Raw genomic sequence first — 13,590 nt, forward strand, 5'->3', positions numbered from 1 at the left:
GGTCCGCGCGCACATACACCGCCGGCCGTGGTGCGCGCATCGGCCGAATGAGCGCAATCACATCGATCGCACGCTTATGACGGACTGCTTGTGGCAATACGTAACCGTATGTCGAGCCGCAGCCAGGAGGCTGGAGCATGAGCATCTGGTGGTCACTCCACTTGCGGCGCGAAGCCGCGAGCGTTCCGCTCGCCCGCCGCCTTCTGCTCGGCACCATGGAGACAGCAGGGGTCGATCCGGACATTTCCTACGATCTCTCGGTCGCGCTCAGCGAAGCCTGTGCGAATGCGGTCGAGCACGGCGGGGACGAACGGTCCGGAACACCCTCTGCGGAATACCGCGTGACCGCTTATCTGGACGGCGAGAAATGCCGTATCGAGGTCACCGACTCCGGGCCGGGCTTTCCCCCCTCACGGCGAGGGCACCATGCCGCACTGCGCCCCGCACCCAGCACGGCGGAAGACGGCAGAGGCCTCTGCCTGATCGAGCAGCTCGCGGACCATGTCCACTTCAGGAACCGGCCGGGACGCGGCGCGGTGGTCAGCTTCGACAAGATCCTGAAATGGCGCGAGGACGCGCTGCTCAAGGTGTCCTGAGCGGCACGCCCTCGCGGCGACCGGCGATCGGTCTCGTCAGCCCTGCTTGACCCGGGCCATCCACGCCTCGACCTCGTCGGAGCGGCGCGGCAGCCCTGCCGACAGGTTCTGGTTGCCGTCCTCGGTCACGACGATGTCGTCCTCGATCCGGACGCCGATGCCGCGGTACTCCTCGGGCACGGTCAGGTCGTCGGCCTGGAAGTACAGCCCGGGCTCCACCGTCAGGCACATGCCCGGCTCCAGGGTCCCGTCGACGTACGCCTCACGGCGCGCGGCGGCGCAGTCGTGGACGTCCATGCCGAGCATGTGGCCGGTGCCGTGCAGGGTCCAGCGGCGCTGGAGGCCGAGCTCCAGGACCTTCTCGACCGGGCCTTCGAGAAGACCCCATTCGACGAGCTTCTCGGCGAGAACGCGCTGCGACGCGTCGTGGAAGTCGTGGTACTTGGCGCCGGGCTTCACGGCCGCGATGCCGGCCTCCTGGGACTCGTACACCGCGTCGTAGATCTTGCGCTGCAGGTCGGTGAAGGTGCCGTTGATCGGCAGCGTGCGCGTGACGTCGGCGGTGTAGAGGGTGTGGGTCTCCACGCCGGCGTCGAGCAGCAGCAGGTCGCCGGAGCGTACGTCGCCGTCGTTGCGCACCCAGTGCAGGGTGGTCGCGTGCGGGCCGGCGGCGCAGATCGAGCCGTAGCCGATGTCGTTGCCCTCGACACGGGCGCGCAGGAAGAACGTGCCCTCGATGTAGCGCTCGCTCGTCGCCTCGGCCTTGTCGAGGACCTTCACGACGTCCTCGAAGCCGCGGACGGTCGAGTCGACGGCCTTCTGGAGCTCGCCGATCTCGAACTCGTCCTTCACCGCGCGGGCCTCGGAGAGGTAGACGCGCAGCTCCTCGTCGCGCTCGGCGGTGACCTTGTCGGTCAGCGCGGCCTCGATGCCCGCGTCGTGCCCACGGACGTTACGGACCGGGCCTGTGGCCTCCGTCAGGGCGGCGCGCAGTTCGCGGACGTCCTTCGCCGGAATCCCCAGCAGCTGCTCGGCCTCGGCCAGGGAGTGGCGGCGGCCGACCCACAGCTCGCCCTGCCCGTCCAGCCAGAACTCGCCGTTCTCCCGGTTCGAGCGCGGCAGGAGGTAGATCGTCGCGACGTGGCCCCCGTCCTTCGGCTCCAGCACGAGGACGCCGTCCTGCGTCTGGTCACCGGTCAGGTACGCGTACTCGGTGGAGGCGCGGAAGGCGTACTCGGTGTCGTTGGAGCGAGTCTTGAGGTTCCCCGCGGGGATGACCAGGCGCTCGCCGGGGAAGCGCGCGGAGAGCGCGGCGCGGCGGGCGGCGGTGTGCGCAGCCTGGGCGATGGGCTCCAGACCGTGCAGCTCGGTGTCGGCCCAGCCGGACTTCATGTTCTCGGCGAGCTCGTCGGAAACGCCCGGGTACAGGCCGTTCTTCCGCTGCTTGATCGGCTCTTGCGCTTCGCCCGGGGTCTCCGGATTGAGCTCATCGGACACGACTGTCTCCTTGATACGACACTGGACCGTCCTCCATCGTATGTGCGAGGAGAGGACGGCCCAGGGCCCTGTGGACAACTGTGAGGTATCAGTCGAAGCGTGCCGCGAGCAGCACGAAATCCTCCATCGAATCCGTAGCGTCGAGCCCGTCCGGCAGCACCGCCCGCAGCACATGGTCGGCCACGGCACGCGGGTCCGCCCTGACCGACTTCGGCACGCTCGCAGCGGCCGCGTGCAGCCGCGCGAAGGCCCGGTCCATCGGGTCGCCGGTGCGCTGCAGCAGCCCGTCCGTGTAGAGAAGCACCGTTTCTCCGGGCTCCGGCGCGAGCTCCACGCTCGGCGCCTCCCAGCAGGCCAGCATCCCCAGCGGCGCGGACAGTGACGTCTCCACGAACTCGGTACGCCGTTCACCGATGACCAGCGGCGGGCTGTGCCCGGCCCCGGCCAGCACGATCCGGCGTTCCGCCGGTTCGCAGTAGGCGAAGAGCGCGGTGGCCGACCTGGCGGGCTCGGTGAGCCGCAGCAGCAGCTCCAGATCGGACAGTACGGCGACGGGGTCCTCGCCCTCCATCACGGCGTACGCCCGCAGGCTCGCCCGCAGCCGTCCCATCGCGGCCAGTGCGCTCGGCCCCGATCCGGACACCGACCCGACGGCGAGCCCGAGGGCGCCCTCCGGCAGCGGCAGCGCGTCGTACCAGTCGCCGCCGCCCAGCGCTCCTGTGCGGTGGCGGGCGGCGAGCTGCACCCCGGCGACCCGGGGCAGCCTGGTGGGCAGCAGCTCCTCGGTTACGGTCGCGACGCGCGCACGGGCGCGCTCCAGCTCCAGCAGCCGGGCCAGGTGCTCGGAGGCGTACCGCGCATAGAGGCCGGCGAGATGGCGCTGACGCTCCACGGGCTCGGTCGGCTCGTCGTACAGCCAGACGGCCGCGCCCAGGCGGCCCGCCTGGGTGGACAGGGGCAGGGCGTAACTGGCGGCATAGCCGAGCCGCGCGGCGACCTCGCGGTGGCGCGGGTCGAGTTCCTCCTCGCCGAGGAGGTCGGGGTGGGCGATCTCGCTGGGGCCGGGGCTTCCGGGGAGGCCGTCGAGGAGGCAGCCGTACGACGTGGAACTACGCGGCACTGTCTCGATGTGGCCGAGGTCGGCATGGGCGAGGCCGAGGCCGATCGTGGTGGAGGGGCCGTGGCCGTCGGCGGGTTCGAGCACGAGAAGGCCGCGGCGGGCGCCGACGAGGGCGGCGCCCGCACGGAGCAGTTCGTGCAGAGCGTCGTCGAGCGCACCGGTACGGACCAGGCGTTCCGTGAGTTCGTGGAGGGTGGTGAGATCGGAAACCCAGCCCGCGAGCCGGTCCTGAAGGACCGCGCCGGCAGGGGCGGGAGGAGTGGGGGCGGGCGGAAGAGGCGCGACAGTGTGCGTGGGACCAGGAACCTTGGGATCGATTCCAGCCACTTTCGGAACGTGTGGGGCGCTCATGATCGCAGGCTTTCCTGCTGGTGCGTTTTGCTCAATAGCATCGCAAACCCCCATGTCATTCTGCGCCGCTATCAATGCATCCACATGTACACGCACAAGTAAGGGGATGTCCAGCATTGGGATCGTGGGACTCGTGGTGTCTATGGGATAGCCAACTTGGCCTAAAAATGGCACCTACGGCAATAATTTGCGGTCGACTGAGAGTGTTCGACAGGGGGTACCTCCCGGGCGGAGTCCTGGGGGGAGCGTCATCTCAAACCGTGATGGGTACCTAATCGGTGATGGCCAGGGGCAGTTGCGACCGCCCCGGAACCTGGCGGCGGGCCGTGGCGTCTTAACCGCCGTAGGCCGCGCCCCATCCCCGAGCAGCGGGACTGCACTACGGATCAGCAAGCGCCATGCGTGCGCCACCCTCCGCTACGTTTCACGCTCGGCCACGAGGGGTTAACCGTGCCTCAGGCTGAAAGTTCGGCGATACGCCAACCAGTACGCAGCCAGTACGCGACGAGCACGCGCAGTGAAGTGACGCACACGAAGTGCAATGTGGACCTCGGCGTTCAACGGAAAGGAACGAGCGCTCATGCGCGAGATCCTCGGAAGGCGACGCAGGCTCCGGTTCCGGCGAAGTGAGGAGTCTGCCCAACTCGGCGCGGCGCTGACCTGCGCCACCGCGTGGCAGTGGCCCGTTCTTCCCGGCGTGGGCCTGAAGACGTCGGGCGGTCGCGGCAGCCGCGGCGACCGCGCACAGGGCTGTGCCTGCCCCGACCCCGAGTGCGTGGTTCCCGGCGCGCACCCCTTCGACCCGGGCATCCTGGCCGCCACGACGGACGAACGCCTCATCCGCTGGTGGTGGACGAACCGCCCGACGGCCCCGATCATGCTGGCCACCGGCGGCCGCGCGCCCTGCGCACTCAGCCTCCCCGCAGTGGCCGGCGCCGTCGCGCTGACCGCGCTCGACGGGATGGGCATGCGCCTCGGCCCGGTCGTCGCGACCCCGACCCGGTGGTCGCTGCTGGTCGCCCCGTACTCCCTGGAGCGGCTCGGCGAGCTGCTGTACGCCAAGGACTGGGTGCCCAGTTCGCTGCGGTTCCACGGCGAGGGCGGCTATCTGGTGCTGCCGCCCTCCGAGACCGGGACGGGACAGGTCCGCTGGGAACGGGCACCTCTGGCCGGTTCCGCGGCGCCCTGGCTGCCGGATGTCGAGGCGGTCCTGGACGCACTGGTCGCGGCGAGCAACGGCGCACCGGACGGTGGCAGCCGCCTCGCCTACTGAGGGCGTGCGGCGAGGGGCGCGCTGACGCACGTACTGATGCGTGTACCGGCGCCTGTGCCGACGGGCCCTGACGCGTGTACGGAGCGGCGGGCAGCGTGCTCGTGTCCCGGCGGCGCGGATTTACGCACGACGCGCCGCCGGCTCACTCGTACGGGTGTGAGCGGGCCCGAGTTCTCGGGTAACAGGCGCGCGGCTGACGCGGGCGTTCCCCATCCGTCGATATCTTCGGCCCACCGTCAGGAATTCCCGGGCGGCTGACAGGTGGGACCCGCTTTGAACCTCCGCATGATCGGGCTCGCAGTCGTCGTAGTGTTCACCGTCCTGCTGCCGCTGGCCGGCGCAGCCGCGGAACCCGATCCCGTACCCCTGCCCGTACCGCTGCCCGTACCACTGCTCGACGACGCGAAGGCCTCTCCGGCTGCTGTCCCCCCGCCCGAGTCGTCGCAGTCATCACAGCCGTTGCAGCCGTCGCCCGTGCGGTGCGGTCCCGAGCTCACCTCCCCTGAGGGGATCGAGGTCCAGACCTGCGTGCTGACCGAGGGGGACAGTACGTGGGCGCGGGCGTACTACCGCAATGCCTCGGGCGAGGAACTGAGGTCCGCACTCTCGCTGATGGGACCCGGTGGGCGCGCCCTGCAGATGCATTGCAAGGTGCGTGCGGACGACGAACCGGGAGTGTGTGAAACACCGCGAGAGCCGACTCGCGGAAAAGCCGCGCATTACACGGCGGTGGCTGAGTTCGCTGCGGCCGGAAACGGACCGTTGCTGCTGAGGTCGGGGAGTAACTCTGCTGCGCCTGCGCCCCGTTGACCGGGGAATATGACGCGCGACCTGTCCGGGAAATGCCGTGGCATTGACTCCGAAACGTCAGACGCCCGGTCGCTGGCGACGGGGGATGCACCAGCGACCGGGCTCCGAGAACGGTAACAAGAGATCTGCGGTTGGCAAATTCGATCTCGCCTATTCAGACAGTTATTTACCTGCCAGTACAGGGAGTTGTGACCGGGGTCACCGATCGCCCGACAGAAATCGTCACTGTCAGCTGAGCGTCACTTGGCGGTTGGTGAGCCCGCCCCGCGCGCGGCGCTCCTCCGGAGTCAGCGGGGCGTCCGACGTGAGCGCCGCAGCGAGCCGCTCCGCGAGCTCCGCGGCGGGCTTCTCGATGTCCTGCGCCGTGACCTCGCTGGGCAGGTCCCAGACCGGAACCATCAGCCCGTGCGCCCGGAAGGAGCCGACCAGACGGGTGCCTTCGCCGAGCGACGACGTACCGGCGGCGTGCAGCCGGGCGAGGGCGTCGAGCAGCTGCTCCTCGGCGTAGGGCATGACCCAGCGCAGGTGGTTCTTCTCGGGAGTCTCGCACCAGTACGCGGCGTCGACGCCGGTCAGCCTGACCGTCGGGATCGCGGCCGCGTTGGCGCGCTCGAGCGACGCGCTCACGTCGGGCGTCGCGTTCTCCGCGTCCGGAACCCAGAACTCGAAGCCCGAGTGCACGGTGGGCTCGAAGGCCGCATCGGGGTCGAGGAGGTCCTGGAGGCGAGGCCCGTCGGCCGGGGCGCGCTCGGCGGCGACCGGGGTACCGGGCTTGGCGGTCAGTGCGCGCCGGAGGGTGTCGGCGAGGTCGCGGCTGAGGTCGCCGGAGGGCGTGTCGTTCTGCAGGCCGAGCAGGACGGAGCCGTCGTCGCGGCGCAGGGCGGGCCACGCCATCGGCAGTACGGTCGCCAGCGTGACGGAGGGGACCCCCACGGGCAGCCCGTCCTTCAGCGTCAGCGGGGCGGTCGCCGCGGGCACCAGCTCGCGCAGGGCGACCCAGTCGCTCTCCCCGGCCAGGCCTTCGAAGGGGCGCTGGACCAGCTCGGTCACGGCGTGCGAGGCGGCGCGGCCGTGGCAGGCCTTGTAACGACGGCCGGAACCGCACGGGCAGGGCTCGCGGGCCCCGACCACCGGCACCTCCCCGCTGGATACCTGAGCCTGCGGCTTGGTTCCCCTTGCGGGCTGGGGGCGCTTCTTGGCCATGGCTTGGCTTCTCCCGTTCACGGCATTGCTGTGTCGGGCGCGAGCCTAGCCGCTGTGCCGCCCGGATCTGACGGGCCGTCCCGGGACATGCGGAAACGGCACAGGGAGGCGGTCTTTGGACGGCGGCCTTCGGCGGCGGCCCGGGACGGGCCCGGCCGCATGGCCTGGTCCGCTGGGCCCCGCGCCCGGCTCGGTCCGGCCCTCCGGATCAGTCCAGGTCTTCGAAAGTGGCCGCGAAGTCCATCCCGGGGCTTGTGACGCGCGTAGCGAAGTCGTCGTGACGATGCCCCTCCGTCACTTTTACCCAGACCGTGACTTCGCCGGACGCACTGTCCCGCACACCCCAGTCCTGTGCCAGCGCACTGATGATGTTGAGCCCGCGGCCGCCGCGCGCGGTGACCGAAGGTGTGGCCGGAACCGGTCGGGTCGGACCGCCTCCGTCCGTCACCTCGACGGTCAGCCTGCCTGCTCTGTCGACGCGCCATGCGGCGCGGATGTCACCGTCACCGACCTCCGCCTGCCCCAGCGGCCTGCCATGACGGCAGGCATTGCTGAGCAGTTCGGAAAGGATCAGTACGGCATCGTCAATGACCGATTCGGACACCCCGTTCACGCGCAGCTCATCACGCATGCGATGTCTCGCCTCACCCACGCCCGCAGGGCCATGGGGTACGGCCATGCTCGACGACGTGGGCACTTCCCGTGCCACCACAAACGCCACCCCCGAGACCTCCTTCGCCCCACGCCACGAAGTGAATGCCCCAATGGCCTGGACCGGAAACCGGCCAGGCGTCGGTCAGTGACGCACTCGCAACGATCGAACACGGACCGAACGCGCCGGTGCACTCCCTGTAACGGCCGTCAGAGGCGACCCAATTGAGACAGCACCCGTTTCGGGCGATTCGTAATAATTGCGTCCACACCGAGACGTACACAGAGGTCGACGTCTTCGGGCTCGTTCACCGTCCACACGTGCACCCGGTGCCCCGCGCGGTGCAGCCGCGCGATGTAGCCGGGGTGGTTCCGGACGATCCGCATCCCGGGGCCGGCGATCCGCGCGCCGGCCGGAAGTCGTCCGTCGCGCAGTCGCGGCGACACGAACTGCATCAGATAGACGGTCGGGATGGTCGGTGCGGCGGCGGCGACGCGGTGCAGTGAGCGCGCCGAGAAGCTCATGATCCGTACGGGCGAGGGCCCGGCGGCTTCGGGAGCGTCGAGGCCGAAGCGCTTCAGGAGGTGGAGGAGCCGCTCCTCGACCTGGCCGGCCCAGCGGGTGGGGTGCTTCGTCTCAATGGCGAGCTCGATGTGGCGACCGGAGTCCGTGACCAGCTCCAGGAGCCGCTCGAGGGTGAGTACGGAGGTGAGGCCGTGGTCCGGGTCCCGGCCGGGATCCCAGTCGGGGGACTCGTCGCGGTCCTTCCACGAGCCGAAGTCCAGGGCGGCGAGGTCGGCCAGTTCGAGGGCCGAGACGGCGCCGCGGCCGTTGGACGTACGGTTCACCCGGCGGTCGTGCACGCAGACGAGGTGCCCGTCCGCGGTGAGCCGTACATCGCATTCGAGGGCGTCCGCGCCGTCCTCGATGGCCTTCATGTACGCGGCCAGGGTGTGCTCGGGGGCGTCCTCGGAGGCCCCGCGGTGAGCGACGACTTGGATGGTGTGCTGCCGTGCGTGGGTCACCGCGTCATGGTGCCACCGCGACGGGGAAGACGGGGAAGGCAGGGGAGGCGGGCACAGGTGAACTCCTGGAGGTGCGCCCGCTTTGTCCGAAGTAAAGGATGGTCGGTGGATGCACAGCTCCCGCTTACGGTCCTCTGACGTGTGGTGGGAAAAGCTGGCAGCGGACACTTGCACAGTGGGACGTTGACCGAAGGTTGACCGAAGGCCGACTGAGCCCGACCTGAGACCCGACCCTGGGACCGAGGAGAAGAAGCTGTGAGCACAGAGAACGAGGGCACTGCGGTTCCGGCCGCCCCGTCTGAACCTCCCGTGCCGGCGGCCGCTCCCGGGACCGCTGCCGAGCCGGAGAGCACCCCGGCGCCGGGCGACGGCAGTGCTTACGACCAGTCGGCACCTGCGCCGGAACCGCCGGCGCACACCCCCACCTCCCAGCACGGCCACACCCCTGCCCCTCCCTCTCCCCTTCAGCACGCGCATGCCGGGGCCCCGGCCGGGACCGCGCAGACACAGGGCGCCGGCCCCGGATGGCCGCCGCCTCCTCCGGCGATGCCCTCGTACGGCGGCGAAGCCGGGGGCGGCTCCGCGTGGGGCTCGCCCATGGCGCCCGTACCGCCGGCGCAGAAGAAGCGGCGTACCGGCGGCCTGGTCGCCGCGGTGCTGGCCGCCGCGCTGGTCGCGGGCGGTGTCGGCGGGGGCATCGGGTACTGGGCCGCGGAGCGCAACGACGACTCCACCGACTCGACCACCCTCTCGGCCGCAGGTAACCCGAAGGACTTCAAGCGCGACGCGGGCACCGTCGCGGCGGTCGCGGCAAAGGCGCTGCCGAGTGTCGTCACGATCCAGGCGCAGGGAGGGGACGGCGAGGGCGGTACGGGCACCGGTTTCGTCTACGACAAGCAGGGCCACATCGTCACCAACAACCACGTGGTGGCGTCCGCGGCCGACAGCGGCGAACTGTCCGTCACGTTCTCCAACGGCAAGAAGTACGACGCCGAGGTGGTCGGCCGTGCGCAGGGTTACGACGTAGCCGTGCTGAAGCTGAAGAACGCCCCTTCGAGCCTGGCCCCGCTGCCGTTGGGCAACTCGGACCAGGTCGCCGTCGGAGACTCGACGATCGCCATCGGAGCCCCCTTCGGCCTGTCGAACACGGTCACGACCGGCATCATCAGCGCCAAGAACCGCCCGGTGGCCTCGGGCGACGGCCAGGGCAGCAAGGCCTCGTACATGAGCGCACTGCAGACCGACGCCTCGATCAACCCGGGCAACTCCGGCGGCCCGCTGCTCGATTCGCGCGGCGCTGTCATCGGCATCAACTCGGCCATCCAGTCCGCCGGTACAGGCGGCGGCTTCGGCCAGTCACAGGCGGGCTCGATAGGCCTCGGCTTCGCGATCCCGGTCAACCAGGCCGATACGGTCGCCCAGCAGCTGATCAAGACGCGTCAGCCGGTCTACCCGGTGATCGGCGCGACGGTCTCCATGGACGAGAAGAGCGAGGGCGGCGCCACGATCGCGGACACCGGCGCCGACGGCTCAGCGGCGATCCAGCCCAACGGCCCGGCCGCCAAGGCCGGCCTCAAGCCGGGCGATGTCATCACGAAGCTCGGCGACCGGGCGATCGACAGCGGCCCGACCCTGATCAGCGAGATCTGGACGCACAAGCCGGGCGACAAGGTCATGCTGACGTACGAACGCGACGGCAAGACGTCCACGGTCGAAGTAACCCTGGGCCAGCGCAAGGGCGACGGCTGACCGGCTAGGCTGTCCTCGCGTCACCGCAGGCCGGTGGCGCGGGGTGGGTTGCCCGAGCGGCCTAAGGGAACGGTCTTGAAAACCGTCGTGGCAGCGATGTCACCGTGGGTTCAAATCCCACACCCACCGCACAGCTCAACATAGGTACAGGTCAGAAGGGGTGTCCCGAATCGTCGGGCACCCCTTCGTCGTGCCGCCTGTCTCACCTTGATCCGCCCGTGTCACGTCGTCGACCAGTGTGTGTGGACCAGGCGTGGACCGCGCCGAAGTCACGACTGTCCAGGTCAGACCATGCGCCGCACGAACGGTGGTGGACCAGAGGGTCCCGTCACACGGGAGCTATGTTCGGAGCTTGTCCGTCTGGGGATCGAAGCAGACAAGTCCCATTGAGGAGGCGAGCTGCACCGCATGGGCAGAAGCCTCCTGGTCCGTGCTCCACCTCGCCCACCCCGGCGTCGGCTCGTCGCCCGGCACGCCGCCTCTCATAACCCGGCTTCCAGGCCCGCTGATCAACCGTCACGGTTCACCCGAACGCCGATCCAGCCGCCCGTGCCTGCCACGCGCGTTCGGTCGTTGACCCACGACCAGTATCTATGATTTGAGGGAGACCCCAGATGAGTGCCGACAAGCGCGCAGCCTTCGACAAGATCGACACCGATCAGGACGGCTTCATCACCGCCGACGAATTCAAGGCGTCTCTCCAGACCGCCAGTGGGAAGGTCTCGGACGAGAACGCCAAGATGGTCGTGCGGATGGCCGACGAGAACGGCGACAAGAAGATCGACTTCGACGAGTACGCCAAGTTCGCCCGCTGAGTCGGCATACGAGGGCGGCCCCGGTCTCATCGGACCGTGGCCGCCCTTCGCGCTGCTACGTACCACCGGCAAGTAGCTCAACAAACAGAGCTGGGGGAAGAAGCATTTGCTTCTTCCCCCAGCTTCCGTCTGTAGCGAACCTGCCGAACTCCGGTCCTCTGCGCCGCCTGGCCGCACGTGGCACATGGTGACGCCTGACGTGGCCGTTTACTCCTCGTCTGCTGCGTCGAGAGCTTGCTCGATCTGCTGATCAGAGCGTTGCTGATTTCGGTGGATGGCCTTGGCGTAGAAGCGGAAGAGAGCAGCGATGCTGTGCCCCGCTCGGCGGGCTACCTCGGCCGGGGAGACCCCCGATTCCAGCTACAGGGAGACGCCCGCATGGCGGAGGGAGTACGGCACGTCCGCGAGCCGGGAAGCCGCCTCGGACTCGGTGAGCACCGAGCGGCGAGCAGCCTTCCAAACCTGTCCGTACTCCTTGGACAGCAGGTGACCGCCCCGCGCCGCGCGGAACAGCCGGCTGTCCTCCCCCGTGCCGAACTGCACGATGTGCTCGCGCACCAGGCGCACGAGAACCGGGCGGGATCGGAACGGCGCGGGTGGCCTTACGCGCCCGCTTCTTCAAGCCGCGTGAGTCGTAGGGCTCTCCAGTGTCCGTCCACCGGAGCCGACCCGAGGCGTGCTGCTGGACAACACGAGCTCTCCCCAACCCTCTTCCGGCAGGACGAAGTCTGTGGCCTTGAGATTGGTGGCCTCAGCCGGGCGGGTGGCGGTGTAGTAGCGGCAGCCGAAGAAGGCTTCAGCTGCTGACACGTCCGCCCTGTGAGCCAACAGCGCTGATCAGCTTCTTCGCCAATTGGGGGCCAGGGACGAACCGGGTATCGAGCGCGGACCGCACAGCGGGCGTCCCTTCGGCGTGTCCGGTGTGGGGTCAGGAGGCCGTGGAGAGGCGGGCTGCGGAGGCGATTGTGGCGCGGGCTTCGCGTTCGGTGAGGCCTGCTTGGACTGCGGCTTCTGTCAGGGCGTCCGCGAGGGAGTCGCCCATGCCGTTCTCGTACGCACGACATGCGGCCCAGAAGAGGCGGGTGTTGCGCTGGCCTTCTTGGGCGGTGAGTACGAACTGGACCAGGCCGTGGCCTCGGCCGGGGTGGTCGGTGGGGCGGGTCGTGGGGGTGTGCGGGCGTGCGGGGGGTGTGAGGAGGCGCAGGAGTGCGCTGGGGCAGGGGGCCGGGGTCAGGTGGCCGGTGCCGGGGGCCGTGCGGTAGATGCCGTGGGTGGTGAGGGAGCCGGGACCCACCAGATAGCCGCCGGCGCCGCGGATGTCGATGCCGGGGGCGAGGCGGCTCACGGAGTTGGGGACGACGGTTTCGGGCGGCCCTGTGAGCCAGATGTGGCGGCCGCCGCTGGGCGTGAGGACGACCACGGTGTCCGGGATCGTGAAGAGGTGCTGAAGGGCCAGGTGCCTGAGGGCCGCCGTGGCGTCGGTATCCGATTTCGTATCGAGGTCGATGCCGATGAGGTGGTGGGGCGGGCGGCCGCAGGCGATGCCGTAGCCGGTGGCCCAGGGGGCGGCGGCGAAGAGGGCACGGACGGCGGCGGGGTCGGTCGTGGCGTCGTGGACGCCGTGGCCCGGCAGCCCGCACTCGCCTCGGCACGGAACCGGCTCGGAGGAACCCCTGTGCGGTGAACGCAGGGCGGGGAGCTTTGTGCGGGACAGGGGGATGACGGGGAGCCCGCGCTCGGCGGCGGAGAGAGCGTGGGCGAGGGCCAGGGTGGCTGTGCGCCGGTCGGATGTGGCCATGGATCTATTTTCGTACGAGTGTTCGAAGAAAGGAAGGGGGAGGGGGTGAGGGGGCAGGGGGAGGTGCTGGCCGAAAGCGCTGCGAAACGCTTTTTCCCTTGCCGTGGGCGGTTTCCGTGGTGCGGGATGGGTTGAGCTGCGGTTTTGGGGACGTGAAGGGGGTTTATCGACTTGTCCTCACGCTTGAGGGGGAAATAGGGCCTCCGGGCTGGTTCGCCGGGGATTCGATGGGCAACTCTGATCTTGCGACGTCGTGACCACTACCGAAGCGGTCGGCCAACTGCTCCGGAATCAGCCGTACTTACAGTTCCTGGAGGAATTGACATGGCAAGCATCCGCACCGCCCGCGTCATCGCCGCCTTCGCAGCTCTGCCCCTCGCGGCGGCGCTCTTCTCGGGTGTTGCCGTTGCTGACAACGGTGCCTTCGCGAACCTCGGATCGAACGCGTCTGTGGCCACGGTCAGCGGCAGTGGTGTCGGCGGCGACAACAACGGCAACTCGACCACCACACAGCAGGTGGCGACCGGCTCCGGCGCGTCCAACCAGAACAAAACCGCGAGCGTGAACGGCTCTGGCTTCACGGCGGTCGACCAGTCGAACGAGAACGTCGCCGTCAACTTCACCAACCTCTGGTGAGACGCGGCCCGGACGGGGTCTGTGTCGTGGGGTGAGCGACTGCCTGTGCGACGGCGCTACGGCGC

13 protein-coding genes and 1 tRNA gene are annotated in these 13,590 nt (G+C 69.4%); 7 read left to right on the forward strand and 7 right to left on the reverse strand.

Annotated elements, in window-relative coordinates:
- The first annotated feature begins 137 nt into the window (after positions 1 to 137).
- Positions 138 to 596 (forward strand): ATP-binding protein, encoded by a 459-nt coding sequence (locus J7I98_RS28655; RefSeq protein ID WP_214927936.1) that lies wholly within the window; start codon positions 138 to 140, stop codon positions 594 to 596.
- Between the two features lie 36 nt (positions 597 to 632).
- Here J7I98_RS28655 and J7I98_RS28660 read toward each other — a convergent pair whose 3' ends face one another.
- Both J7I98_RS28660 and J7I98_RS28665 read right to left on the reverse strand, forming a co-directional pair.
- Entirely contained in the window at positions 633 to 2,093 is a 1,461-nt protein-coding gene (locus J7I98_RS28660) for an aminopeptidase P family protein (protein WP_214927937.1), read from the reverse strand.
- An 88-nt stretch (positions 2,094 to 2,181) separates the two neighbouring features.
- Complete coding sequence (locus tag J7I98_RS28665) at positions 2,182 to 3,681, reverse strand: PP2C family protein-serine/threonine phosphatase (protein WP_214927938.1); 1,500 nt, start codon at positions 3,679 to 3,681, stop codon at positions 2,182 to 2,184.
- Between the two features lie 463 nt (positions 3,682 to 4,144).
- Between J7I98_RS28665 and J7I98_RS28670 the strand changes: the two genes are divergently transcribed.
- Positions 4,145 to 4,837 (forward strand): bifunctional DNA primase/polymerase, encoded by a 693-nt coding sequence (locus J7I98_RS28670; protein WP_214927939.1) that lies wholly within the window; start codon positions 4,145 to 4,147, stop codon positions 4,835 to 4,837.
- A 285-nt stretch (positions 4,838 to 5,122) separates the two neighbouring features.
- Positions 5,123 to 5,647: a hypothetical protein gene (locus tag J7I98_RS28675; RefSeq protein WP_251021334.1), complete on the forward strand. Its 525-nt coding sequence runs from the start codon at positions 5,123 to 5,125 to the stop codon at positions 5,645 to 5,647.
- A gap of 228 nt (positions 5,648 to 5,875) precedes the next feature.
- Here J7I98_RS28675 and J7I98_RS28680 read toward each other — a convergent pair whose 3' ends face one another.
- The 3 genes from J7I98_RS28680 to J7I98_RS28690 form a co-directional block, all read right to left on the reverse strand.
- Complete coding sequence (locus J7I98_RS28680) at positions 5,876 to 6,850, reverse strand: DUF5926 family protein (RefSeq protein WP_214927941.1); 975 nt, start codon at positions 6,848 to 6,850, stop codon at positions 5,876 to 5,878.
- Positions 6,851 to 7,058: 208 nt separating this feature from the next.
- Positions 7,059 to 7,571: an ATP-binding protein gene (locus J7I98_RS28685; protein WP_374225182.1), complete on the reverse strand. Its 513-nt coding sequence runs from the start codon at positions 7,569 to 7,571 to the stop codon at positions 7,059 to 7,061.
- A gap of 140 nt (positions 7,572 to 7,711) precedes the next feature.
- Positions 7,712 to 8,527, reverse strand: coding sequence for a glycerophosphodiester phosphodiesterase (locus J7I98_RS28690; RefSeq protein WP_214927942.1), 816 nt, complete (start codon positions 8,525 to 8,527; stop codon positions 7,712 to 7,714).
- A 255-nt stretch (positions 8,528 to 8,782) separates the two neighbouring features.
- Here J7I98_RS28690 and J7I98_RS28695 point away from each other — a divergent pair, with 255 nt between their 5' ends.
- From J7I98_RS28695 to J7I98_RS28705, 3 genes are all read left to right on the forward strand, one after another.
- Positions 8,783 to 10,276 carry a S1C family serine protease gene (locus J7I98_RS28695; protein ID WP_214927943.1) on the forward strand — a complete coding sequence of 498 codons (1,494 nt, stop codon included), beginning with the start codon at positions 8,783 to 8,785 and terminating at the stop codon, positions 10,274 to 10,276.
- 42 nt (positions 10,277 to 10,318) lie between these two features.
- Positions 10,319 to 10,405, forward strand: a tRNA-Ser gene (locus tag J7I98_RS28700).
- A 485-nt stretch (positions 10,406 to 10,890) separates the two neighbouring features.
- Positions 10,891 to 11,091 carry an EF-hand domain-containing protein gene (locus J7I98_RS28705; protein WP_214927944.1) on the forward strand — a complete coding sequence of 67 codons (201 nt, stop codon included), beginning with the start codon at positions 10,891 to 10,893 and terminating at the stop codon, positions 11,089 to 11,091.
- A 360-nt stretch (positions 11,092 to 11,451) separates the two neighbouring features.
- Here J7I98_RS28705 and J7I98_RS41395 read toward each other — a convergent pair whose 3' ends face one another.
- Positions 11,452 to 11,649, reverse strand: coding sequence for a hypothetical protein (locus J7I98_RS41395; protein ID WP_251021336.1), 198 nt, complete (start codon positions 11,647 to 11,649; stop codon positions 11,452 to 11,454).
- 370 nt (positions 11,650 to 12,019) lie between these two features.
- Entirely contained in the window at positions 12,020 to 12,889 is an 870-nt protein-coding gene (locus J7I98_RS28715) for a bifunctional DNA primase/polymerase (RefSeq protein WP_214927945.1), read from the reverse strand.
- 324 nt (positions 12,890 to 13,213) lie between these two features.
- On the opposite strand from J7I98_RS28715, the gene J7I98_RS28720 reads away from it, so the two are divergent.
- On the forward strand, positions 13,214 to 13,525 hold the full coding sequence (locus J7I98_RS28720) for a hypothetical protein (RefSeq protein ID WP_214927946.1): 312 nt from the start codon (positions 13,214 to 13,216) through the stop codon (positions 13,523 to 13,525).
- Positions 13,526 to 13,590: the final 65 nt, after the last annotated feature.

It is taken from the genome of Streptomyces sp. ISL-98 (assembly GCF_018614055.1).
Lineage (GTDB): Bacteria > Actinomycetota > Actinomycetes > Streptomycetales > Streptomycetaceae > Streptomyces > Streptomyces spiramyceticus.